Consider the following 22,237-nt stretch of genomic DNA (forward strand, 5'->3'; position numbering starts at 1 on the left):
TCCGGTCAGTCCTCTTCGGCGACCCAGTCGAAGGTCTTGGTGACGGCCTTCTTCCAGTTGCGGTACTCGCGCTCGCGGCGGGCGTCGTCCATCGACGGCTCCCACTGCTTGTCCTGGGCCCAGTTGGTGCGGATGTCGTCCTCGGACTTCCAGAACCCGACGGCGAGGCCGGCGGCGTAGGCGGCACCCAGCGCGGTGGTCTCGTTGACCACCGGGCGGATCACCGGCACGCCGAGGATGTCGGCCTGGAACTGCATGAGGAGCTCGTTGACGACCATCCCGCCGTCGACCTTGAGCGCCTTCAGCGGCACTCCGGAGTCGGCGTTCATCGCGTCGAGCACCTCGCGGGTCTGGAAGGCGGTCGCCTCCAGCACCGCGCGGGCGAGGTGGCCCTTGTTGACGAACCGGGTGAGCCCGACGATCGCACCGCGAGCGTCGGATCGCCAGTAAGGAGCGAACAGACCCGAGAACGCCGGGACGAAGTACGCGCCGCCGTTGTCCTCGACGGTGCTCGCGTGCTCCTCGATCTCGGCCGCGGTCGAGATCATGCCGAGGTTGTCGCGCAGCCACTGCACCAGCGAACCGGTGACGGCGATGGAGCCTTCCAGCGCGTAGACCGTGTCGTTCGAGCCGATCTTGTAGCAGACCGTGGTGAGCAGCCCGTTCTGCGACATCACCTTTTCGGTGCCGGTGTTCAGCAGCATGAAGTTGCCGGTGCCGTAGGTGTTCTTGGCCTCGCCGGGCGAGAGGCAGGCCTGGCCGAACGTCGCGGCCTGCTGGTCGCCCAGGATGCCCGCGATCGGGACGCCGGCCAGCGCGCCCTTCTCGCGGACCTTGCCGTACTCCTCGGACGAGGAGCGGATCTCCGGCAGCATCGAAAGGGAGATGCCCATCTCGCCGGCGATCTCGGCGTCCCACTGCAGGGTGTCGAGGTCCATCAGCATGGTGCGGGAGGCGTTGGTCGGGTCGGTGACGTGCACGCCGCCGTCGGCCCCGCCCGTCATGTTCCACAGCACCCAGGTGTCCATGTTGCCGAAGATCAGGTCACCGGCCTCGGCCTTCTCGCGCGCGCCCTCGACGTTGTCCAGGATCCACTTGATCTTGGGTCCGGAGAAGTAGGTCGCGAGCGGGAGGCCGACCTTGTCGCGGTAGCGCTCCTGGCCGCCGCCGAGGTTGCCGAGCTCGGTGACGATCTTGTCGGTGCGGGTGTCCTGCCAGACGATCGCGTTGTACACGGGCCTGCCGGTGGTCTTGTCCCAGACCAGCGCGGTCTCGCGCTGGTTGGTGATGCCGACGGCGGCGATGTCCGAGGCCGTGAGGTCGGCCTTGGCCAGCGCGCCCGCGGCGACCCGGCGCGTGTTCTCCCAGATCTCTTCCGCGTTGTGCTCGACCCAGCCGGCGCGGGGGAAGATCTGCTCGTGCTCGCGCTGGTCGACCGAGACGACGCGGCCCTCGTGGTTGAAGATCATGCACCGGGTGGACGTGGTGCCCTGGTCGATCGCTGCTACGTACGAAGTCATTTGTGCTCCCGGAAATCGGCGTCGGAGGAGGCGATCAGGTCAGGTTGTGGACGACGAGGTAGAGCAGGGCGGCGAGGGCGCCGCCGACCAGCGGGCCGACGACGGGGATCCACGAGTAGCCCCAGTTGGCGTTCGCCTTGTTGCGGATCGGCAGCAGGAAGGCGTAGGCGATGCGCGGGCCGAGGTCGCGGGCCGGGTTGATGGCGTAGCCCGTCGGCCCACCGAGCGAGGCACCGATCACGAGCACCACGAACGACACGCCCGCGTAGCCCAGTGCCGAGTTGCCGAAGTTCGGCGTGCCGCCGTCACCGGTGGCGAACACCGGGCTGAGCAGGATCCACGCGACCAGGACGAACGTGCCGATGATCTCGGTGACGAGGTTCCAGACGGTGCTCGGGATCTGCGGTCCGGTGGAGAAGATGCCGAGGGTGTTCTCGGGCTCGGGGTGGTCGTCGAACTGGAGCTTGTAGGTCGCCCAGCAGAGCACGGCGCCGATGATCGCGCCGACCATCTGGCCGATGAAGTAGAAGGGGACGTCGGCCCACGGCGTCTTGTCGGCGATGGCGAGCCCGAGGGTCACCGCCGGGTTCAGGTGCGCCCCGCTCGGCGCGGCGATGCTGGCGCCGGTGAACACCGCGAACGCCCAGCCCAAGTTGATGAAGAGGAAGCCTGCGTTGTGACCGTTGTTCTTGCGCAGTACGTGGTTGGCCACCACGCCGTTGCCGAGCAGGATCAGCGTCGCCGTTCCCAGTATTTCCCAGACGATTATCGCTCCAGCACTCACCGCTGCACCTCCACACTGGACACTCTGCGCAGGGTCGATCACGGCGTGCCACGGCACCGTTGCCGACCCACGTCCGCGCGACGTTACCGGGGCGTAGAAGCTACTTCCAAGCACCGGGCAGCCGAATCTTTTCAAGATCGCGGTCAAGATCGCGGAGGGTTACGCCACAAGTGTCATCCGCGGACGGGCGGATGATCACCGGGTCGTGCGATGCTGGAAGCCTCGCCGGCACGAGGAGGAATGTCACGTGGCGCAGCACGCAGCGGAGACGAACCCGGCTCGACTGGGTCCGGTCAAGCGGGAAGAGACGTGGCAGCGGCTCGGCAAGGAGACGTTCGACCTCGTCGTCATCGGCGGCGGGGTGGTCGGCGCGGGCACGGCGCTGGACGCCGCGACGCGCGGCCTGCGGGTGGCGCTCGTCGAGGCGCGTGACCTCGCGTCGGGGACGTCGAGCCGGTCGAGCAAGCTCTTCCACGGGGGCCTGCGGTACCTGGAACAGCTCGAGTTCGGCCTGGTCCGGGAGGCGCTGCGCGAGCGCGAGCTGATGCTGACGACCATCGCGCCCCACCTGGTGAAGCCGGTCAGCTTCCTCTACCCGCTGACACACCGCGTGTGGGAGCGGCCGTACACCGCGGCCGGCCTGCTGATGTACGACACGATGGGCGGCGCCCGCAGCGTCCCCGGGCAGAAGCACCTGACCCGCGCCGGCGCGCTGCGCATGGTGCCCGCGCTCAAGCGCTCGGCGCTGATCGGCGGGATCCGCTACTACGACGCGCAGTCCGACGACGCCCGCCACACGATGACGGTGGCCAGGACGGCGGCGCACTACGGCGCCGTCGTGCGGACGTCGACCCAGGTCGTCGGGTTCCTGCGCGAGGCCGACCGGGTGTCCGGTGTGCGCGTGCGCGACGTCGAGGACGGGCGCGAAACGGAGATTTCGGCGGCCGCGGTGATCAACTGCACCGGCGTCTGGACCGACGAGCTCCAGCGCCTCTCGGGCGGCCGCGGCCGGTTCCGGGTGCGGGCGAGCAAGGGCGTGCACATCGTTGTCCCGCGCGACCGGATCGTCTCGGAGTCGGGCATGATCCTGCGCACCGAAAAGTCGGTGCTGTTCGTGATCCCCTGGGGCAACCACTGGATCGTCGGCACGACGGACACGGACTGGAACCTCGACCTGGCCCACCCGGCGGCGACGAAGCACGACATCGACTACCTCCTCGAGCACGTCAACAGGGTCCTCGCGACACCGCTGACGCACGACGACATCGAAGGCGTGTACGCGGGCCTGCGCCCGCTGCTGGCGGGGGAGAGCGAAGAGACGTCGAAGCTTTCGCGCGAGCACGCGGTGGCCAGGGTCGCCCCGGGTCTGGTGGCGATCGCGGGCGGCAAGTACACGACCTACCGGGTGATGGCGGCGGACGCGGTCGACGCGGCGGCGGTGGACCTGCCCGGCCGCTCCCAGCCGTCCATCACGGACAAGGTCCCCCTCCTCGGCGCGGACGGCTACCACGCGCTGGTCAACCAGGCCGACCACCTGGCGGCGGAGCACGGCCTGCACCCCTACCGGGTGCGGCACCTGCTGGACCGCTACGGCTCACTGGTCCACGAAGTGCTGGCCTCGGCGGAGGGCCGCCCTGAGCTGCTGAAGCCGATCGAGCACGCCCCGGACTACCTGGGCGTCGAAGTGGTGTACGCGGCTTCGCACGAAGGGGCGCTGCACCTCGAGGACGTCCTGGCCCGCCGGACGCGCATTTCGATCGAGTACGCGCACCGGGGCGCCGACTGCGCCGAGCAGGTGGCCACCCTGGTGGGCGAGGTCCTGGGCTGGTCACCCGAAACGGTGAAGCACGAGATCGAGGTCTACCGCGCGAGGGTGGACGCCGAACGCAAGTCCCAGTCCCAGCCGAACGACGAAGCGGCGGACGCGTTGCGGTCGGCGGCGCCCGAGGCCCGCGCGGGCATCGTGGAGCCGGTGAGCTGAGGGCCGTCAGGAGGTCCGGTGCCAGCGGATCAGCCGCTCACCCGTCGGCGCCCGCTCCGCCTCCGGGCCGACCAGCGTGAACCCGCAGCGTTCCGCCACGATCGCCGAGGCCGCGTTGCTCTCCTCGTACCGGTAACTCACCTCGGTCAGCCCCAGCCCGCCGAAGCCGAACCGCAGGGCGGCGTTCAACGCCGTCGTCGCGATCCCCTTGCCGCGTTCGGCGGGGTGGACCCAGATCGTCGCCTCCGCGTACGCGGCGTCGAGGTTCAGCTCGCGTAGCCCCACTTCGCCCAGGAGCCTGCCCGACGTCGGCTCCGCGATGGCCCAGGAGCAGCGCTCGTCACCCGCCCACTGGGCGGCGCGCAGGGCCACGTACTCGGTGGCTTCGTCCGGCGTGCGCAGCCGGTAGTTCAGCACGTACTTGCGGTGCGTCGGGTCGGCGAACGCCTCCATCAACAACGGGCGGTCGTCGATGTGGCGGTCGGCGCGCAGCTGGCGCAGGTAGTAGGTGCCCGCGTTGATCTCCACCGGTTCCACTCCACCCAGCCTAGCCAGGCCGGGCGGAGAGATCACGAACGGCGGCGGCGTGCCCCGGCGATCATGGCGACGACCAGCGGCAGCGCGACCGAGATGATCAGCAGCCGGCCCCGGGACAGGATCAGCACCGCGATCGCGAGCACGATCGCGATCGGCACCGCACCCGCGGTCAAGAACCGCACCAGCGCGCTGTCCTCCGACGACGCCACCGGGACGCCGGGCGCGGAAACGCCGTTGAGCAGGGCGCTCGGGCGGGGCGACGGCAGGTCGTCGAACAGCGGGACGAGCTCGCTGACCCGCTTCGCCGCGGTGACCTTCGCGGACCGGGACCCGTACTCGTCGATGTCGAGCCGCCCGGTGCGGACGTGCTCTTCGAGCACGTCCAGGGCGTCCTGGCGTTCGGCGTCGCTCAACCGCATGTCGCTCACCGCGGGCTCAGCGGTCCAGGCCGCGCCGCTGGTCGCGGAAGGAGTCGCGCAGCTCCCGCCGGCGCTCCCGGTCGCGCCGGTGGTGCTCGTGGCGGCGGCGGTGCTGCTCGTCGTGGTTCCAGCCGTGGCCCCACATCGCCTTGCCGAAGACACCCACGCCGATCGGCAGGAAGATAATCGGCCACGTGAGGGTGCCGGTGGCGATCAGCGCGATCGCGGCGATGAGGGTCAAGGGGAAGATCGCGGCGAGGAACCGCTGCGGCGGCGACCAGTTGTCGGGGGTCCGCGGGCGGGCCGGCTCGGGCGTCGCGGCGGGCGCAGGGGCCGCGACAGCCTGCGGAACGTCTTCGTACACCGGGTGCGGAGCCGGCAGGTCCGCGAAGATGTCGACGAGCTCGCCGCGCGTCTTGGCCGCGGTGATCCGCGCCGAGCGCTCGCCGTACTCGTCGATGTCGATCCGCCCCGCGCTCATGTGCTCACCGAGCGCGGCCAGCGCGGACTCGCGGTTCTGGTCGCTGATCCGCAGCTGCGGAGACGGCACTTCGGTCACGTAGTCGATGGTAGGCCGCCTCGGGGGCGGCCCACCACGACATCCGTAACGAACCGTGCTACTTGATCTCCAGCAGCTGTGTGCCCTGCGTCACGGCGGCGCCGACCTCGACCGAAAGCCCGGTGACGGTGCCCGCTTTGTGCGCGGTGACCGGGTTCTCCATCTTCATCGCCTCGAGGACGACGATCAGCTCACCGGCTTCGACCGCCTGGCCCTCTTCGACGGCCACCTTCACGATCGTGCCCTGCATCGGCGCCGTGACGGCGTCGCCGCTCACCGCGGCCTTGGTGCCGCCGGCGCGCTTGCGCGGCTTCGCCTTGACGGCGGTGCCGCCCCCGCCGCCGCCCTCGAGCGCGAACCCGCCCGGGAGCGACACCTCGAGCCGGCGCCCGCCGACCTCGACCACGACGTTCTGCCGCGGTTCCTCTTCGGCGGCTTCGACGTCCGGCGCCACGAACGGCTCGATCTTGTTGTCGAACTCCGTCTCGATCCAGCGCGTGTGCACGCTGAAGCCGTTCTCGTCGCCGATGAACGCCGGGTCGTTCACGATCACCCGGTCGAACGGCAGCACCGTCGCCATGCCTTCGACGACCATCTCGTCGAGGGCGCGGCGGCTGCGCTCCAGGGCGTTGTTCCGGTCCGAGCCGGTGACGATCAGCTTGGCCAGCATCGAGTCGAACTGCCCGCCGATCACGCTGCCGGACTCGACGCCGGAGTCGACGCGCACGCCCGGCCCGCTCGGCGCGACGAACCTGGTCACCGTGCCCGGTGCGGGCAGGAAGCCGCGGCCGGCGTCCTCGCCGTTGATGCGGAACTCGATCGAGTGGCCGCGGGGCTCCGGGTCGGAGGTGATCCGCAGCCGCTCGCCGCGTGCGATGCGGAACATCTCGCGCACCAGGTCGAGCCCGGTGGTTTCCTCCGAAACCGGGTGCTCGACCTGCAGCCGCGTGTTGACCTCGAGGAAGGAGATCGTGCCGTCGGTCGCGACGAGGTACTCGACCGTGCCGGCGCCGTAGTAGCCGGCTTCCTTGCAGATCGCCTTCGCGGACTCGTGGATGCGCTTGCGCTGTTCGTCGCTCAGGAACGGCGCGGGCGCCTCCTCGACGAGCTTCTGGTGCCGGCGCTGCAGCGAGCAGTCGCGGGTGCCGACGACGATCGCGTTGCCGTGCATGTCCGCCAGCACCTGCGCCTCGACGTGCCGCGGCTTGTCCAGGTACCGCTCGACGAAGCACTCGCCGCGGCCGAACGCCGCGACCGCCTCGCGCGTGGCCGACTCGAACAGCTCGGGGATCTCTTCGCGGGTGCGCGCGACCTTGAGGCCACGGCCGCCGCCGCCGAACGCGGCCTTGATGGCCACCGGCAGGCCGTGCTCGTCGGCGAACGCGACGATCTCGGCGGCGTCCTTGACCGGCTCCTTGGTGCCCGGCACCAGCGGCGCGCCCGCGCGCATGGCGATGTGGCGGGCGGTGACCTTGTCGCCGAGGTCGCGGATCGCCTGCGGGCTCGGTCCGATCCAGGTCAGCCCGGCGTCGAGGACGGCCTGGGCGAAGTCCGCGTTCTCCGAGAGGAAGCCGTAGCCCGGGTGCACCGAGTCGGCGCCCGACCGCTTGGCGGCGTCCAGGAGCTTGTCGAAGTTCAGGTAGCTCTCGGCGGCCGTCGTGCCGCCCAGCGCGAACGCTTCGTCGGCCAGGCGCACGTGAGGCGCGTCGCGGTCCGGGTCGGCGTACACCGCGACACTGGCCAGGCCAGCGTCCTTCGCGGCTCTGATGACGCGTACCGCGATTTCGCCACGGTTGGCGACCAGGATCTTGGTCACCGGACCACCCGTGGTTTCGCCGACCTGCTCGGCCACCCCGCACCTCCTGCGTCCGACAGCTGCATTGCTGACCGCCCACGCGGCATCAGGGAAGTCTACGGATCTGACGTCGTGAGTCTCTTGAGTGAGAGGTGAACCACGCTCAGACGTGGTGGCGCAGTTCCTCGGGCAGCGGCGAATCGAGCACGATCACGTCGTACGGGTTCGCGGAATGGACCTTCGGCAGGTGCTCGGTGTTCACCAGCACCCACGGCTGGTGCTCGCCGCAGCAGTCGATCAGCCGGTCCAGCGCGGTGAAGGCGACCAGCGCGGTGCGGCCGTCCGGCGTGCGGCGCAGCTCGATCGAGGCGCCTTCGGTCTCGGCGCTGACCGGGCCGGTCGGGAGGTACAGGGCGGGCGGCAGGTTCGGGTTCGTCACCCGGACAACATAGACGGACACGTTCCGCTACTCGTGACCCCCGTCGGGCACCCACGCTTCGGGGTTCGTTAGGGCGGAGCCCCCGGGCGGGGTACGGGCGTGCACCCCCGGGGGATTCGGTCACATCGCGACGGGGCGTTGCCGACACGCGCACGGGAAGCGGCTTACGCTCTGGCTCATGCGGACTACGGCAGCGCGGACGCCCCGGTCGGCGCTGCTCACCGCGGTGCTGGCCGCGGTGGTCACCCTCGGCGCGATCGGCGCGGTGTTCCTGCTGCGGCCGCACCCCGAGGCGCCGTCCGGTGCGGCCGAACCGGCCGCCGCCCCGGTGACCCCCGCGGTGACCTGCGGCGGCGGCCCGTGCCGCCAGCTCGCGGCGATGACCGTCGGGGGCACGCCGGTGGTGCTGCTGACCGACACGGCGGGCGGATCGGCGCGCCTGCGCGTCGGACCCGAGCCGGGCACGGTGTTCGAGCTGTCGATCGCCCAGCTGGGCGTGCGGCTGGACCAGAATTCGCTGCGCTGCATCGACGGCCCGGCCCCGGCTTGCCTGGTCCGCGGCGACGTCGGCGACGACGGTACGGCCGCGTACGGCGAGCTGCTCGTCGGCAGCGGGGGAGTGTGGCGCGACCCGGGCAAGCCGTTCTACGCGGATGCCGGGACGCTGTCGCTCTACGACGTCACGGCCGACGCCAGCCCCGACGTGATCGTGGTCCGCCACGACTGCCCCGACTCCGCCTCCGGCACCCCGAAGTGCACGGCGGCCCCGGTGCTGGGCGAGGTGTACGACCTGACGGGCCGCTCGCTGGGCTGCACGCGGCGGGTGACGTCGCCGTCGGACCTGCGCGGCTGGCCCGACATCCGCCTGACCCGCGCCGACCTCCGAGCCTGCCCGTCCTGAACGGCGTGAAGGCCGCCTCGAACCTCGGAGGCGGCCTTCACGGACGTGCGGATCAGGCGGGGGCGGGCTCGGTGTGGCGGGCCGCCGAGCCGTCGTCCGTCGTGAGCGGCCGGTCGGTCGGGGCGTTGAGGACCTCGTCGTCGAGGAGGCCTTCGCTGCGCGCCACGATCGTCGGCACCACGATCTGGCCGGCCACGTTGGTCGCCGTACGCATCATGTCCATGATCGGGTTGACCGAGTAGATCAGCGCCAGGCCCAGCGCCACCTGCTTGGCGTCGAGGCCGATGAACGACGTCGTCAGCGTGAAGGCCGTCAGCCAGCCCGTGGTCCCGGCCGTCGCCAGCGCGCCGACCACGGCGACCACGACGATGCCCGCGTACTGCCAGAAGTTCAGTGACACCCCGGCCAGGTTGGCGACGAAGATCGCCGCGATCGCCGGGAACACCGCCGCGCAGCCGTCCATCTTGGTCGCGCTGCCGAGCGGCGTCGCGAAGGCCGCGTACGCCGGCTGGACGCCGAGGTTGACCGCGGACTGGCGGGTCAGCGGCAGGGTCGCGGCCGAGGACTGCGAGGCGAACGCGAACTGGATCGCCGTGCCCGCCTTCGCGAAGAACTTCAGCGGGCTGACCTTCGCCACGAACTGCAGCAGGATCGGGTAGACGACGAACAGCACGAGCAGGCAGCCGACGTACACCGCGAGCGTGGTGGAGAACAGCGGCCGGAACAGCGCGTCGCCGTAGTTCGACACCGCCGCGCCGATAAGGCCGACGATGCCGATCGGGGCCAGCCGGACGATCCAGCCGAGGTAGCGCTGGATGATCTCGAACACGCTCGTCGTGAAGTCGACGAACGGCTTCGCCTTTTCGCCCAGGCTGTAGGCCGCGGCCCCGATGATCAGCGCCAGGAACAGCACTTGCAGCGTCTCCCCGTCGGAGAACGCTTTCACGAAGTTCTCCGGGAGCAGCCCGTTGACGAAGGCGTCCCACGAACCCCAGTGGTCCACGCTCTTCGCCGCCTTGTCGGCGTTCTTGGCGGTCGCCTCGACACCGCCGAGCCCGCCGGCGCCCGGGTTGAAGATCCGGCCGATCGCGATGCCGATCAGCGACGCGATGAACGACGTGATGGCGAACCAGAGCACCGTCTTGCCGCCGAGGCGGGCGGCGGTGCGGCCGCCACCGAGGCCGCGGAGGCTGTTGATGCCGACCACGATCGCCGTGAAGACCAGCGGGATCACCGCGATCTGCAGCAGCGTCGTGAAGATGGTGCCGATCTGGTCGAGGAGATCGGTCAGCCAGCCGGCCTCGGTCTGCCGCGCGACGACGCCCAGGAGGGCGCCGACGACGAGCGAGCCGAGAACCGCGGCCGCGAACACCCGCGGCTTGGTGTATGTCCGTACGAAAGACACGGGGCGACTCCGGTGCTCGAAAGTTTCTGGTCTTGCCGGGTAAAGAGAACGTTAGGCAAGAGCGGACTCTTCCGGATCACCCGAAGGTGTGGTGCCGTTCTCAGGATGCGGGAGACCGCCAGAGATCCACGACACTCACGCCGACCTCGGCCAGCAGCCGGCGGGTCAGCGGCAGGCTGATCCCGATCACACTCGTGTGGCCGCCGTCGAGTCCTTCGACGAACCAGCCGCCCAGGCCGTCGATCGTGAAGCCACCGGCCACGTGCAGCGGCTCGCCGGTGGCGACGTAGGCGTCGATCTCCGCGGGCGTCGGCGTGCCGAACCGGACGGTGGTCGACTCCCAGCCGCTGGTCTCCTTCGTGCGCGTCCCGCCCTCGAGCCGGACGACCGCGTGCCCGGTGAGGAGTTCACCGGATGCCCCCGCCATCGCGGCCCAGCGCTGCCGCGCGATCGCCGGCGAACCGGGCTTGCCGACCATCTGCCCGTGGATCGAAAGCATCGAATCGCAGGCGACGACGACGGCGTCCGGATGCGCCGCGGCGACCTGGTCGACGACCGCCTCGGCCTTGGCCGCGGCCAGCGCCGCGACCAGTTCGGAAGGGGACGGATCGGTCAGGGCCGCGGCGACGGCGTCCTCGTCGACGCCGGAGACGAACACGGCCGGATCGAGGCCCGCGGAACGCAGCAGGGCGAGGCGGGCGGGGGACTGGGAGGCGAGGACGAACTGCACGACTGAAACTTACTTGACCAGGCGGTCGTGACCGAATTGTGACCGGCGTCACCTCTAGGGAGAGCTAATTTGTTTTGGCTCGCAACTTATGGATCGACGGATTGTCACGGAGAGACCAATGCCGCTCCTCCGCACCACGAGATCATTGCGAACCACTGCTTTGGCCGGCCTCCTCCTCGCGGGCACGGCCCTCGTCCCGATGGCGTCCGCCGCCGCGACACCGCTCTACCGGAACTCCCGCGCCTCGGTGGCGGACCGCGTGACGGACCTGATGGCGCGGATGACGCTCGACGACAAGGTCGGGCAGATGACCGAAGGCGAGCGCGGTGCCGCGACCCCCGCCCAGTCCGCCGCCGCCCGGCTCGGCTCCATCCTCTCCGGCGGCGGTTCGACGCCGTCGCCGAACACCCCGCAAGCGTGGGCGGACATGATCGACGCCTACCAGCGGGCGGCGACGTCGACCGGCCTCGGCATTCCGATCATCTACGGCTCCGACACCGTGCACGGCCACAACAACGCCGCCGGCGCCACGATCTTCCCGCACAACATCGGCCTGGGTGCCGCCAACGACCCGCAGCTCGTCAAGCAGATCGGTGCGATCACCGCGCAGGAATCCGCCGCCACCGGCGTCAAGTGGGGCTTCGCGCCCTGCCTGTGCGTCGCCCGCGACGACCGCTGGGGCCGCACGTACGAGTCCTTCGGCGAGGTTCCCGCCAACGCCGTCGCGAACTCCGTGGTCATCGAAGGCCTGCAGGGCAGCTCGCTCGGCGCCACGACGTCGATCCTGGCCACGGCCAAGCACTTCATCGGCGACGGCGGCACGACCGGCGGTGTCGACCAGGGCAACACCCAGATCACCCTGGACGAGCTGCGGCGCGTCCACCTGCCGCCGTTCCAGGCCGCGATCGCCCACGGCGTCGGCTCGGTGATGATCAGCTTCAACAGCTGGAACGGCGTCAAGGACCACGGCAACAAGTTCCTGATCACCGACCTGCTCAAGACCGAGCTGGGCTTCTCCGGCTACGTGGTCTCCGACTGGAACGGCATCGACCAGATCGACGGCCGGGCGGGATTCACCGCGGCCGAGGTCAGTCAGTCCGTCAACGCCGGGATCGACATGGTCATGGTCCCCAACGACTACCTGAAGTTCGTCAGCACGCTGAAGGCCGAAGTCCTCAACGGGCACGTCCCGATGTCCCGCATCGACGACGCCAACCGGCGGATCCTCACGAAGAAGTTCGAACTGGGCCTGTTCGAGCACCCGTACACCGACCGCTCGCTGCAGCAGGACTTCGGCAGCGCGGCGCACCACGCCGTGGCGCGGCAGGCGGTGCGCGAGTCGCAGGTGCTGCTCAAGAACGACGGTGTGCTGCCGCTGGCCAAGCAGGACAACAGGATCTTCGTGGCCGGGAAGAACGCGAACGACCTGGGCAACCAGGCCGGCGGCTGGACGCTCACCTGGCAGGGCCAGAGCGGCACCCGGGTGATCCCCGGCACGACGATCCTCGACGGCATCAAGGCCGGTGCCGGGAAAGGCACGGTGGTGACCTATGACCGTGCGGGTGGCGGAATCAACTCCGGCTACAAGGTCGCGGTCGCCGTGGTGGGCGAAACGCCGTACGCCGAAGGGCAGGGAGACCGGCCGAACGGACTCGGCCTCGACGCCGAAGACGTCGCCCTCCTCGGCAAGCTGAAGGCCTCGGGCGTCCCCCTGGTCGTGGTGACCGTCTCCGGGCGGCCGCTGGACATCGCCGCGCAGCTGCCGTCGGCCAGGGGGCTGGTGGCGGCCTGGCTGCCGGGCTCGGAAGGCGCCGGCGTCGCGGACGTCCTCTACGGCGACTACAACCCGACCGGGAAGCTGAGCTTCACCTGGCCGAACAGCTCTTCGCAGGAACCGATCAACACCGGCGACGGCAAGCAGGGGCTGTTCCCGTATGGGTACGGGCTGTCGTACAGCCGCTAGACCACCGCTCCCGCGGTCCGTGCAGGCCCCCGCTCCGGAACCCGACACCGGAACGGGGGTCTGCGCGGTTTCAGGCCGCGGCCGTTTCCGGCGCGGGGGCCGGGGTTTCCCAGCGCGGCTTGACCCGCTGCAGCACCGCGGCGGAAAGAACGCCGAGCAGGAGCACGCCCATCGGCAGCAGCATCGTCACGCGGGCGGCGTCGGTCAGTCCGTTGTGGACCGCCTCGGACGCCAGCTTCCCCGCCTGCGCGGCGATTTCCGCGGGCAGCCCGGGCATCGGCGACGGGCCGCCCGCAGAGCCGAACTCACCCGTGCTCGCCGCCGCGTGCGCGATCCCCTCGGCGAACGGCGCCCGGTACTGCTCCGGCAGCTGCGAAGCCGCCTTCGTGGCCTCGTCCGCGATGGACGCGCTGATCCGCGCCTGCAGCAGCACGCCGATCGCCGCGCTACCGAGCACGCCGCCCACCTGGCGCGCGGTGTTGAAGATGCCGGACGCGGTCCCGGCCAGCCGCGGCTCGACCGAGCCCATCGTCAGGTTGCTCATCGGCGAGAAGATGCAGCCGATGCCGAGCCCGCACACCAGCAGCGCCGGGACGAACGACCACGGGTTGCTCGACGGCGTCGCCTGCAGCGCGACGATCCCGAGCCCGGCCGCCAGCGCCGCCAGGCCGAACATCACCAGGTACTTGCCGTTCACCTTGTCCGACGCGCGCCCGACGAACGGCGCGACGATCCCGGACAGCAGTGACATCGGCGCGGTGAGCAGGCCGCCCATGGTCGGGCTCAGCCCCAGCACCGACTGGATGTAGATGACCAGCGGCAGGAACATGCCGGTCATCGCGAAGCCGACGGTGGTCGCGGTGAGCGTCCCGGCCGAGAAGTTCCGGTTCGAGAACACCTGCAGCGGCAGCAGCGGCTCCCGCTTGTTGAACCGCTGCCACACCAGGAAGGCGATGAGCAGCACCACGCCGGCGCCGATGATCTCGAACACCGTGACGCCGCCGAAGACCGTGCCCCAGTCGTACTGCTGGCCGTTCTGCACGCCGAACACGATGCAGAGCAGCGCCGCGCTGGAGAGCAGGATCCCCAGCAGGTCGAACGAGTGCGCGTGCTTCGGCTGCCAGTCCGGCACCAGCAGCAGGGTGAGCACGACGGCGATCACGCCGATCGGCACGTTGACGTAGAAGATCCACTCCCAGCCGAAGTGGTCGACCAGCACGCCGCCGAGCAGCGGGCCGGCGATCGTCGCCAGCCCGGCGACCCCGCCCCACATGCCCATCGCCGGGCCGCGCTTGGCCGGCGGGAACAGGTGCGTGATGAACGCCAGCGTCTGCGGCGTCATCAACGCGGCGCCGAGGCCCTGCACGGCCCGCGCGGCGATCAGCATCTCGGCGTTGCCGGACAGGCCGCACCACAGCGACGCGCCGGTGAACACGACGAGCCCGGCGAGGAACACGCGCTTCGGGCCGAAGCGGTCGCCGAGCCGGCTGGTGAACAGCATCGGCACGGCGTAGGTGAGCAGGTAGACGCTGATCACCCAGACGATCGAGTTCAGCCCGGCGCCCAGCTCGCGCAGCATGGTCGGAACCGCGATCGACACGATCGTCGTGTCGAGCAGGATCATGAAGAAGCCGAGGCACAGCGCGCCGAGCGCGGCCCACGGGTTAGCTTGTCTTGCGTTCATCGTCGTCTTCCCTGGTGATGAGCGTGAGCTTGGGTGGTTGGTGGTCCTGGAACGGGATCCGCCCGGAGCGCAGGTCCTCGGCGAGGCGTTCGGTCCACTCGAGTTCGAACTGCCGGTGGTCGCAGCTGTAGCGCCAGTCGAGCCAGTAGATTTCCGGTGTCTTGTCCTCGGTGAGGCGCTGCAGCACGGCCCGGTCGGAGGCCACCGCGGCGCGCAGCCGCATGAGCCGGGTTTCGAGCTCGCTCAGGGCCGCCTCGCGGCCCAGTTCGTCGATCACGGCGAGTCCGGACAGGTAGGCGGGGAACTCCGTGGCGACGTCACCCAGCAGTTCGCGGCCGCGCTGGTTGAACTCGTCGAGCCCGGTCTGCGTCATGCCGTAGACGGTCCGTTCGGGCCGCCGGCCGTCGCGCTGGGTGTCGACGACCTCGATCAAACCGCTGCGGTGCAGCCGTTCCACGGTGTGGTAGAGCGAACCCGCCTTCACGTTGACCCGGATGTCGACGTACCGCTCGCGCATGACAGTGGCCATCTCGTACGGGTGCATCGGCCTCTCGTGGAGCAGCTCCAGCACGGCGAGGCCGAGCGGGGTGAGCTTGGGTGAGGCCATGGGTTGGATCCCTCCGGGTCGGTTATTCCACGTGGACTATACGGGGCGGACTAGTGCGCGGTCCACAGCCACTCTTGTGACGGTCCGTACACGGCGCGAAGTCGCCTCCATGAGATTTTTAGTTCGTTCTAGGAACTAGTTGTGCTATGTTCGTAGTACGAACTAACTGGGAGGAAATCATGACGCACTTCGGCATCGGCGTGTCCACCGCGGTCACCGCCGTCCCCGGCACGCTGGAGCTCGCGGTCCAGGCGGACCGGAGCGGGCTCGACCTCATCACCGTCTCCGATCACCCCTACTACGCCGACCGGCTCGACGCGTACGCCGAACTCGGCGTCCTGCTGGGCAAGACCGAACGGATCTCCGGCCTGGTCAGCGTCACCAACCTGCCGACGCGCCCGGCGTCGATGCTCGCCCGCACCGTCACCTCGCTCTCCGCGCTGACCGGCGGCCGGATCGTGCTCGGCATGGGGGTCGGCGGGCTGTGGGACGACATCGCGCGGCTCGGCTTCACCAAACTGACCCCCGGGCAGGCTGTCCGCGCCTTCGAGGAAGGCATCCGGCTCGTGAAGCTGCTCGGCGGGGGTGGTGCGCCGGTCACCTTCGACGGCGAGTTCCACCAGGTCACCGACCTGGAACCCGCGCAAGAGCCGATGCCGCCGGTGTGGACCGGGTCCGTCGGGCCGAAATCGCTCGCCGTCACCGGGCGGGTCGCCGACGGGTGGATGCCCGGGCATGCCGCCGACTGGCTCAGCGAGCGCTACCGCACCTCACGGCCGCTGATCGACAAGGCCGCCGTGGACGCCGGCCGGGATCCCGCCGAGATCGCCACCGTCTACAACTTCCCCGGGCGCATCACCGCGGAACCGCTGAGCCGGACCCGCACCGACGACGGGCGCTGGATCGGCGGCTCGCCCGCCCAGTGGGTCGAGGAGCTGACCGGTGCCGTGCTGGAGCACGGCGCCGCCGGGTTCGTGCTCTTCGGGCCCGGCGGCAGCACGCCCGACGCGGCCGCCACCGCCCGGTGGGCCGAGGAGATCGTGCCCGCCGTGCGGGAAGCCGTAGGCTGATCGGATGGGGAAGAGCGCGGCGGACCTCGGTGTGGTGGCCGGGCTCGTGCGGGCGTCGTTCCTGGTGAACGCCGTCTACGCCGAGTCCGCCCGCGAGTACGGGCTCACCGTGCAGCAGGGCCAGCTGCTGTGCGTGCTGATGGGCCGGCCGTACGGCATGACCGACCTGGGCGCCACGCTCGGCCTCGAAAAGTCCAGCCTCACCGGCCTGGCCGACCGCGCGGTCAAGCGCGGGCTCGTCCGCCGCGAGCCCGATCCGGACGACCGCCGGGCCGTCCACGTCGTCCTGACCGCCGAAGGCCGCGAACTGGCCGAGGACTTCTACGCGGCGACGTGCCGCCGGGTCGACGAGCTGGCCGCGGGCCTGAGCACCCCGGACCGCGACCGGCTCGCGGCCCTGCTGGGCGCGATCGTGCGGGACAACGAAGCCCCGACGGTCTTCCTCGACGCCCTTCAGCCCTGAGGCAAACCCGAAGCGCGCCAAGCACCTTCGCCCGGGTGAAGCGGACGGCGCAGCGAAGCAGCGTGATCGCCCCACCACGACGAACGCGGCTTCGGCTTCTCCGGCTCCTTCGCGGCCGACGCCGCGGCGACGACCGCCGTGAGCGCCGCCAGCTCGGCGTCGCTCGGGTTGCCTCGGACCACCCTCAGCAGGGGACGGCTTTCCTCGCTCACAGCGGGATGTTCCCGTGCTTCTTGGGCGGCAGCGACTCGCGCTTGTTCCGCAGCAGCGACAGCGCCCGCGCGACGTGGCCGCGGGTGTGCGCCGGCACGATCACCGAGTCGACGTACCCGCGCTCGGCGGCCGCGTACGGGTTCAGCAGCGTGTCCTCGTACTCCTGGATCAGCTCGGCGCGGAGCTGGTCGACGTCGCGGCCTTCGTTCGCCGCGTTGGCCAGGGTCTTGCGGTGGACGATGTTCGCCGCGCCCTGGGCACCCATCACCGCGACCTGCGCGGTCGGCCAGGCCAGGTTGATGTCGGCGCCGAGGTGCTTGGAGCCCATGACGTCGTACGCGCCGCCGTATGCCTTGCGAGTGATGACGGTGACCAGCGGGACCGTGGCTTCGGCGTAGGCGTAGATCAGCTTCGCGCCGCGGCGGATGATGCCGTTCCACTCCTGGTCGGTGCCCGGGAGGAAGCCGGGGACGTCGACGAAGGTGAGTACCGGGATGTTGAACGCGTCGCAGGTGCGGACGAACCGCGCGGCCTTCTCGGACGCGTCGATGTCGAGGCAGCCGGCGAACTGCGTCGGCTGGTTGGCGACCACGCCGACGCTGTGGCCGTCGACGCGGCCGAAGCCGACGATGATGTTCGGCGCGAACAGCTCGTGGACCTCGAGGAAGTCACCGTCGTCGACCACCCGGTTGATGACTTCGTGCATGTCGTACGGGGTGTTCGGCGAGTCCGGGATGATCGTGTCCAGCTCGCGGTCGGCGTCGGTGACGTCGTCGAAGAACCCGGGCCGCTCGGCGGGCGGCTCGAACGCCGGCGCGTCGGACAGGTTGTTCTGCGGCAGGTAGGAAAGCAGTTCCTTGACGTAGGCGATGGCGTCCTCGTCGTCGGAGCCCAGGTAGTGCGCGACGCCGGACTTCGTGTTGTGGGTGCGGCCGCCGCCGAGCTCCTCGAAGGTGACGTCCTCGCCGGTAACCGTCTTGACGACGTCCGGGCCGGTGATGAACATCTGCGACGTCTCGTCGACCATCACGACGAAGTCGGTCAGCGCGGGGGAGTAGACGTGGCCGCCCGCGTTGGCGCCCATGATCAGTGAGATCTGCGGGATGACGCCGGACGCCTTGACGTTGCGGTTGAAGATCTCGCCGTACAGGCCGAGCGAGACGACACCCTCCTGGATGCGCGCGCCGCCGCCCTCGTTGATGCCGATGATCGGGCGGCCGGTCTTGATCGCCAGGTCCATCACCTTGACGATCTTCTCGCCGTAGACCTCGCCGAGGCTGCCGCCGAAGACGGTGACGTCCTGGCTGAACACGCAGACCGGGCGGCCGTCGACGGTGCCGTAGCCCGTCACGACGCCGTCGCCGTAGGGCCGGTTCTTCTCCTGGCCGAAGTTGGTCGAGCGGTGCCTCGCCAGCTCGTCGAGCTCGACGAAGGAGTTCTCGTCGAGGAGGAGCTCGATGCGTTCGCGGGCGGTTTTCTTGCCCTTGGCGTGCTGTTTCTCCACCGCGCGGGCCGAGCCGGCGTGTACCGCTTCGTCGTAGCGGCGGTACAGGTCGGCCAGCTTGCCGGCCGTGGTGTGGATGTCCGGTTCATCCTCGGGCGGCGTCCCGAGCGGCTCCGTCGCACTGCTCATGCCACGGGAGCTTAGCTACTTGCCGGTCACTTGGCGTGTGGCGTAGGCAACGTCTCGCCGGTCTTCGCGTCCAGGTACGTCACCCGCAGGTAGGTGATCTTCGCCCCCGGGATGACCACCCGGCGCCAGTCCTCGCCGATGACCTTGGTCTCGTCGTCCTTCTCGCAGGTCAGCGCTTCGCCCTCGAGCACCAGCTCGCGCTCCGCGAGCGGGCCCGAAGGCGTGTACGAGCGGACGTACCCGTAGAACGAGGTTCCGTTCTCCAGCTGCGCGTGCGCCCAAGCCCGGGTGCCGGCGGGCCGGTCGGCGCGCAGGGCCTGGGCCCACGCCGAACGCTGTTGCACCGTGGCGGCTTCCCCGCGGCGGTGGGCGAACAACGCTTCGAAACCCCACGCGAGCCCGCAGGCGATGGCCAGTTCGACGGCGACGCTGACCACGATCAGCGTCAGGTGCTCGCGCGCGTAGGCCTCGCCGCGGGTCAGCCAGTCCGCCGGGCGCACGAACAGGCGGGCACCGGCCTGCTGCACCGCCGTCATGAGCAGCACGGAGGCCAGCGTGAAGACGAGACTGCCGAGGGCGACGCGGGAGGCTTCGCGGAACGCGGTCTCCTGGTGCCGGCCGCGGCGGCGTTCGCGGCGCAGCTCGAACACGATTCCGGGCGCGACGAGCGCGAGGAAGCCGGCGAGCGCGCCCAGGGTCTGGGGGATCACCGCGGGGTCAGCCGGTCGGGCCGCCGCGGCGCGGCGGGGGTCCGTCTTCCGAATCGAGTTCGGGCTTCGGCGGGAACGGGTCGCCGGGCGGACGTCCGCCGTACGGCTCTTCCCAGTCTCCGTCCGCCGGTTCTTCCGGGACCCGGTCGTCCTGCCACGGCGTGCTCATGGATTCCCCTCGTGATCGGCCGCTCCACACTACTCAGGACGCCGTCGGCCGGACCAGCCCGGATTCGTACGCCGCGATCACCAGCTGGGCGCGGTCCCGGGCGGCGAGCTTGTGCAGCAGCCGGCCGATGTGGGTCTTCACCGTCGCGATCCCCAGGTGCAGGCGGGCGGCGATCTCGTCGTTGGACAACCCCCTCGCGATCAGCGTCAGGACTTCCTGCTCGCGGGCCGTCACCCCGTCCAGGCGGGTGACCGGGCCCGAGGGCAGCCTGGCGAACTCCGCCACCAGGCGGCGCGTCACCGAGGGGGCCAGCAGCGCGTCGCCGGATGCCACCACCTCGATCGCCGCCAGGAGGTCCGCCGGGCGGGTGTCCTTCAGCAGGAAGCCGCTCGCTCCGGCGCGCAAGGCCGAGTAGACGTATTCGTCCAGGTCGAACGTCGTCAGCATCAGGACCCGGACGTCGGTCTCCGCGCAGATGCGGCGGGTGGCCTCGATGCCGTCCATCTCCGGCATCCGGACGTCCATGAGCACGACGTCCGGCCGCTCCACACGGGTCAGGGCCACCGCTTCGGCGCCGTCGGAGGCCTCGGCGACGACCTCGAGGCCCGGTGCGCTGTCGACCAGCACCCGGAAGCTGCCGCGCAGCAGCGCCTGGTCGTCGGCGATCAGGACGCGGGTCATCGGGCCCTCACCGGTTCTTCGTAGGGCAGCCGCGCGAAGACGCGGAAACCGGCTTCGGCGGGCGCCGCGGAGAATTCGCCCGCGTAGACCGCGACGCGCTCGCGCATGCCGATCAGCCCGTGGCCGGGGACGGCCTCGCCGCCGCGGCCGTCGTCGAGCACTTCGATGGTCACTTCGCCATCGCCGCCGGTGACGTGGATCCGGCACCGCGTCGCGCCCGCGTGCTTGACCACATTGGTCAGTGCCTCCTGGACGATCCGGTACACCGACTGGCCGACGCCGCTCGGCAGCTCGGTGAGGCCGTCGACGACCAGGTCGACGGCGGGACCCGCCTGCTGCGCGCGTTCGGCGAGCGCGCGCAGGTCGTCGAGCGACGGGGCGGGCGCCAGCGCCGGGACACCGGTGCCGTCGCGCAGCACGCCGAGCATGCGCCGCAGCTCGGCCAGCGTCTCGCGGCTGGTGTCTTCGATGACCCGCAACGCGTCGCGGGCCTGGTCGGGTTGTTCCAGTGCCACGTGGTTGCCGACCGCCGCCTTGACCGCGATCAGGCTCATGCTGTGCGCGACGACGTCGTGCATCTCCCGCGCGATCCGCAGCCGCTCCGCCGAAACCGCTTGCTGCGCATGGGCTTCCCGCTCGATCGCGGCGTGCTCGCGGCGGCCGTGGACGGCGATGCCGAGCGCGAACCCGACGATCAGCGCCGACGCGCCGAAGTTCACCGTCGTCGCCGTGCTCGGGTTCGGCACCGCGACGCCGATCAGGCCGATGCAGACCAGCCCGGCCGCGAAGCCGACCCGGGTCGCCCGGCTGCCCCCGGCCACCACGAAGCTGTACAGCGCGCAGCCCGCCGCCACGACGGCGATCGCCAGCACCGGCCCGCCGATCGGTACCGCCGCCGCGGTCAGCACCAGCGACAGGAGGTATGCCGGGCGCGGCCACCAGCGCCGGAGCACGATGGGCACCACGCTCAGCGCGAGGATGGCCCAGCCCAGCCAGGCGGGCAGCCACGGCGGCAGCGACCACGCGCCGGCGGCGAGGTTGCCGCCGGCCCCCAGGGTCAGCACCAGGACGGCCAGGACGTCCAGGACGACGCGAATGCGCATGAACCGAACGTAACGCCGGACCGGCGGCCGCGCGTCAGCCCTCAGTCGGACCCGCGGTAATGCTTCCGCACGGCTGCCACGCGCTCCGGCGGCCACGGCGGCAGGTCGACGCCGTGGGTGGCGGCGAACAGCTTGTCCAGCTGCTCGTGCCGGCGGGCCAGCTGCGCCGGGGCGTCGTCGCCGGCCGCTTCGGCGAACTCGACGCGGGTGCCTTCGCGGGGGTCGTGGACCAGCTGCCAGCCGGGTTCGTCGGGCAGCAGCGGCCGGAGTTCCGCCACGGGTTTCCAGCCGAGGTCGCGGCGGAAGCGGATCGTGCCGTCGTCGAGGAGTTCGCCCTCGTCGAGGCCGAATTCCTCCACATAGGACGCCATCCGCCCGTGCCACTCCTGCGGCTGCTCGAAGTGCTGGCCGGCCAGGCGCGCGGCGAGCGCGTCGAGGCAGGTGTCCCAGCCGGCGGCGGTGCGGCCACCGGCGAGCTTCGCGATGGCCGGGTCGCCGCGGCCGAAGGTGTGGGTGAACTCCAGGAGGCTGCCGTCGCCGTCGGGGGAGATCAGCCAGCGCAGGGTGTCGTCGTTCCAGACGAAGGTGAACTCGTGCGGCGGATCGGCGGTGACGACCCGCCCGGTCGTCGTGGCGTCCTCGCCGGGGAAGGTGAACCGGATCGCGCCGCCGGCCCGCAGTTCGACGTCGACCTGGGCCGGGAACCAGTGCGCGAGCTCCGCCGGGGCGGTGATGGCATGCCAGACTTTTTCGGGTGCGTGCTTCAGCCGGCGTTCCAGCCGGAGCACCGGGCGTTCGCCGTCGGTCTGCAGCTTCGCTCGTCCGGACACGCGTCCTCCCGTGGGTTGCTGTGCCCGTAGATAACCACTGA

At 70.6% G+C, this 22,237-nt stretch carries 23 protein-coding genes; 5 read left to right on the plus strand and 18 right to left on the minus strand.

Going from position 1 to position 22,237, the window contains the following annotated elements; translation table 11 throughout:
* Positions 1–5: 5 nt before the first annotated feature.
* Both glpK and ACWED2_RS29920 read right to left on the minus strand, forming a co-directional pair.
* The gene (gene glpK / locus ACWED2_RS29915; protein ID WP_449693828.1) at positions 6–1,520 is read right to left on the minus strand and encodes a glycerol kinase GlpK; all 1,515 of its coding nucleotides are present in this window, start codon (positions 1,518–1,520) and stop codon (positions 6–8) included.
* Between the two features lie 34 nt (positions 1,521–1,554).
* Positions 1,555–2,304: an MIP/aquaporin family protein gene (locus ACWED2_RS29920; RefSeq protein WP_449693829.1), complete on the minus strand. Its 750-nt coding sequence runs from the start codon at positions 2,302–2,304 to the stop codon at positions 1,555–1,557.
* A 247-nt stretch (positions 2,305–2,551) separates the two neighbouring features.
* On the opposite strand from ACWED2_RS29920, the gene ACWED2_RS29925 reads away from it, so the two are divergent.
* A complete protein-coding gene (locus ACWED2_RS29925; protein WP_449693830.1) occupies positions 2,552–4,285 on the plus strand; it encodes a glycerol-3-phosphate dehydrogenase/oxidase in 1,734 nt (577 codons plus the stop codon).
* A 6-nt stretch (positions 4,286–4,291) separates the two neighbouring features.
* Here the strand turns inward: ACWED2_RS29925 and ACWED2_RS29930 are convergent, their stop codons facing one another.
* The 5 genes from ACWED2_RS29930 to ACWED2_RS29950 all read right to left on the minus strand — a co-directional run bounded on the left by ACWED2_RS29930 (position 4,292) and on the right by ACWED2_RS29950 (position 8,034).
* Complete coding sequence (locus tag ACWED2_RS29930; protein WP_449693831.1) at positions 4,292–4,822, minus strand: GNAT family N-acetyltransferase; 531 nt, start codon at positions 4,820–4,822, stop codon at positions 4,292–4,294.
* A 32-nt stretch (positions 4,823–4,854) separates the two neighbouring features.
* The gene (locus ACWED2_RS29935) at positions 4,855–5,250 is read right to left on the minus strand and encodes a DUF1707 SHOCT-like domain-containing protein (RefSeq protein WP_449693832.1); all 396 of its coding nucleotides are present in this window, start codon (positions 5,248–5,250) and stop codon (positions 4,855–4,857) included.
* Between the two features lie 7 nt (positions 5,251–5,257).
* The gene (locus ACWED2_RS29940; protein ID WP_449693833.1) at positions 5,258–5,800 is read right to left on the minus strand and encodes a DUF1707 SHOCT-like domain-containing protein; all 543 of its coding nucleotides are present in this window, start codon (positions 5,798–5,800) and stop codon (positions 5,258–5,260) included.
* 58 nt (positions 5,801–5,858) lie between these two features.
* A complete protein-coding gene (locus ACWED2_RS29945; RefSeq protein ID WP_449693834.1) occupies positions 5,859–7,652 on the minus strand; it encodes an acetyl/propionyl/methylcrotonyl-CoA carboxylase subunit alpha in 1,794 nt (597 codons plus the stop codon).
* A gap of 106 nt (positions 7,653–7,758) precedes the next feature.
* Positions 7,759–8,034 (minus strand): SAV_915 family protein, encoded by a 276-nt coding sequence (locus tag ACWED2_RS29950; RefSeq protein WP_449693835.1) that lies wholly within the window; start codon positions 8,032–8,034, stop codon positions 7,759–7,761.
* Positions 8,035–8,212: 178 nt separating this feature from the next.
* Here ACWED2_RS29950 and ACWED2_RS29955 point away from each other — a divergent pair, with 178 nt between their 5' ends.
* Positions 8,213–8,935 (plus strand): hypothetical protein, encoded by a 723-nt coding sequence (locus ACWED2_RS29955; protein WP_449693836.1) that lies wholly within the window; start codon positions 8,213–8,215, stop codon positions 8,933–8,935.
* A 52-nt stretch (positions 8,936–8,987) separates the two neighbouring features.
* On the opposite strand, the gene ACWED2_RS29960 is transcribed toward ACWED2_RS29955, so the two are convergent.
* Both ACWED2_RS29960 and ACWED2_RS29965 read right to left on the minus strand, forming a co-directional pair.
* Positions 8,988–10,340: a dicarboxylate/amino acid:cation symporter gene (locus tag ACWED2_RS29960; RefSeq protein ID WP_449693838.1), complete on the minus strand. Its 1,353-nt coding sequence runs from the start codon at positions 10,338–10,340 to the stop codon at positions 8,988–8,990.
* Between the two features lie 100 nt (positions 10,341–10,440).
* Positions 10,441–11,070 carry a Maf family protein gene (locus ACWED2_RS29965; protein WP_449693839.1) on the minus strand — a complete coding sequence of 210 codons (630 nt, stop codon included), beginning with the start codon at positions 11,068–11,070 and terminating at the stop codon, positions 10,441–10,443.
* A gap of 118 nt (positions 11,071–11,188) precedes the next feature.
* Here ACWED2_RS29965 and ACWED2_RS29970 point away from each other — a divergent pair, with 118 nt between their 5' ends.
* Positions 11,189–13,033, plus strand: a complete 1,845-nt coding sequence (locus tag ACWED2_RS29970) for a glycoside hydrolase family 3 protein (protein WP_449693840.1) — start codon at positions 11,189–11,191, stop codon at positions 13,031–13,033.
* Positions 13,034–13,103: 70 nt separating this feature from the next.
* On the opposite strand, the gene ACWED2_RS29975 is transcribed toward ACWED2_RS29970, so the two are convergent.
* On the minus strand, positions 13,104–14,717 hold the full coding sequence (locus ACWED2_RS29975) for a DHA2 family efflux MFS transporter permease subunit (protein WP_449693841.1): 1,614 nt from the start codon (positions 14,715–14,717) through the stop codon (positions 13,104–13,106).
* The gene (locus ACWED2_RS29980; protein ID WP_449693842.1) at positions 14,698–15,324 is read right to left on the minus strand and encodes a PadR family transcriptional regulator; all 627 of its coding nucleotides are present in this window, start codon (positions 15,322–15,324) and stop codon (positions 14,698–14,700) included. The genes ACWED2_RS29975 and ACWED2_RS29980 overlap by 20 nt, the downstream gene beginning before the upstream one ends.
* Before the next feature lie 179 nt (positions 15,325–15,503).
* Here ACWED2_RS29980 and ACWED2_RS29985 point away from each other — a divergent pair, with 179 nt between their 5' ends.
* A complete protein-coding gene (locus ACWED2_RS29985; protein ID WP_449693843.1) occupies positions 15,504–16,394 on the plus strand; it encodes an LLM class flavin-dependent oxidoreductase in 891 nt (296 codons plus the stop codon).
* Between the two features lie 4 nt (positions 16,395–16,398).
* Positions 16,399–16,857: a MarR family winged helix-turn-helix transcriptional regulator gene (locus ACWED2_RS29990; protein WP_449693844.1), complete on the plus strand. Its 459-nt coding sequence runs from the start codon at positions 16,399–16,401 to the stop codon at positions 16,855–16,857.
* On the opposite strand, the gene ACWED2_RS29995 is transcribed toward ACWED2_RS29990, so the two are convergent.
* Genes ACWED2_RS29995 through ACWED2_RS30025 form a run of 7 tightly spaced genes read right to left on the minus strand, consistent with a single transcriptional unit; the run spans position 16,848 to position 22,196 of the window.
* A complete protein-coding gene (locus ACWED2_RS29995) occupies positions 16,848–17,069 on the minus strand; it encodes an acyl-CoA carboxylase subunit epsilon (protein WP_449693845.1) in 222 nt (73 codons plus the stop codon). The two genes, ACWED2_RS29990 and ACWED2_RS29995, sit on opposite strands and share 10 nt — an antisense overlap.
* Positions 17,066–18,703 carry an acyl-CoA carboxylase subunit beta gene (locus tag ACWED2_RS30000; protein WP_449693846.1) on the minus strand — a complete coding sequence of 546 codons (1,638 nt, stop codon included), beginning with the start codon at positions 18,701–18,703 and terminating at the stop codon, positions 17,066–17,068. Before ACWED2_RS30000 ends, ACWED2_RS29995 begins: the two co-directional genes overlap by 4 nt.
* A 26-nt stretch (positions 18,704–18,729) precedes the next feature.
* A complete protein-coding gene (locus tag ACWED2_RS30005) occupies positions 18,730–19,413 on the minus strand; it encodes a DUF6338 family protein (RefSeq protein WP_449693847.1) in 684 nt (227 codons plus the stop codon).
* 7 nt (positions 19,414–19,420) lie between these two features.
* On the minus strand, positions 19,421–19,582 hold the full coding sequence (locus ACWED2_RS30010; protein WP_449693848.1) for a hypothetical protein: 162 nt from the start codon (positions 19,580–19,582) through the stop codon (positions 19,421–19,423).
* 33 nt (positions 19,583–19,615) lie between these two features.
* On the minus strand, positions 19,616–20,263 hold the full coding sequence (locus ACWED2_RS30015) for a response regulator (protein ID WP_449693849.1): 648 nt from the start codon (positions 20,261–20,263) through the stop codon (positions 19,616–19,618).
* Positions 20,260–21,366, minus strand: coding sequence for a sensor histidine kinase (locus ACWED2_RS30020; protein WP_449693850.1), 1,107 nt, complete (start codon positions 21,364–21,366; stop codon positions 20,260–20,262). The genes ACWED2_RS30015 and ACWED2_RS30020 overlap by 4 nt, the downstream gene beginning before the upstream one ends.
* 41 nt (positions 21,367–21,407) lie before the next feature.
* Positions 21,408–22,196, minus strand: a complete 789-nt coding sequence (locus ACWED2_RS30025) for an SRPBCC family protein (protein ID WP_449693851.1) — start codon at positions 22,194–22,196, stop codon at positions 21,408–21,410.
* Positions 22,197–22,237: the final 41 nt, after the last annotated feature.

This window comes from Amycolatopsis sp. NPDC005003, from assembly GCF_053600695.1.

Excerpts from the sequence above, each read along its gene's own strand:
- ACWED2_RS29970 (WP_449693840.1), top strand. The coding sequence starts at position 11,189 with ATGCCGCTCCTCCGCACCACGAGATCATTGCGAACCACTGCTTTGGCC.
- ACWED2_RS30000 (WP_449693846.1), bottom strand. The coding sequence starts at position 18,703 with ATGAGCAGTGCGACGGAGCCGCTCGGGACGCCGCCCGAGGATGAACCG.
- ACWED2_RS29955 (WP_449693836.1), top strand. The coding sequence starts at position 8,213 with ATGCGGACTACGGCAGCGCGGACGCCCCGGTCGGCGCTGCTCACCGCG.
- ACWED2_RS29975 (WP_449693841.1), bottom strand. The coding sequence starts at position 14,717 with ATGAACGCAAGACAAGCTAACCCGTGGGCCGCGCTCGGCGCGCTGTGC.
- ACWED2_RS29985 (WP_449693843.1), top strand. The coding sequence starts at position 15,504 with ATGACGCACTTCGGCATCGGCGTGTCCACCGCGGTCACCGCCGTCCCC.
- ACWED2_RS29990 (WP_449693844.1), top strand. The coding sequence starts at position 16,399 with ATGGGGAAGAGCGCGGCGGACCTCGGTGTGGTGGCCGGGCTCGTGCGG.
- ACWED2_RS30010 (WP_449693848.1), bottom strand. The coding sequence starts at position 19,582 with ATGAGCACGCCGTGGCAGGACGACCGGGTCCCGGAAGAACCGGCGGAC.
- ACWED2_RS30020 (WP_449693850.1), bottom strand. The coding sequence starts at position 21,366 with ATGCGCATTCGCGTCGTCCTGGACGTCCTGGCCGTCCTGGTGCTGACC.
- ACWED2_RS30015 (WP_449693849.1), bottom strand. The coding sequence starts at position 20,263 with ATGACCCGCGTCCTGATCGCCGACGACCAGGCGCTGCTGCGCGGCAGC.
- ACWED2_RS29980 (WP_449693842.1), bottom strand. The coding sequence starts at position 15,324 with ATGGCCTCACCCAAGCTCACCCCGCTCGGCCTCGCCGTGCTGGAGCTG.
- glpK (WP_449693828.1), bottom strand. The coding sequence starts at position 1,520 with ATGACTTCGTACGTAGCAGCGATCGACCAGGGCACCACGTCCACCCGG.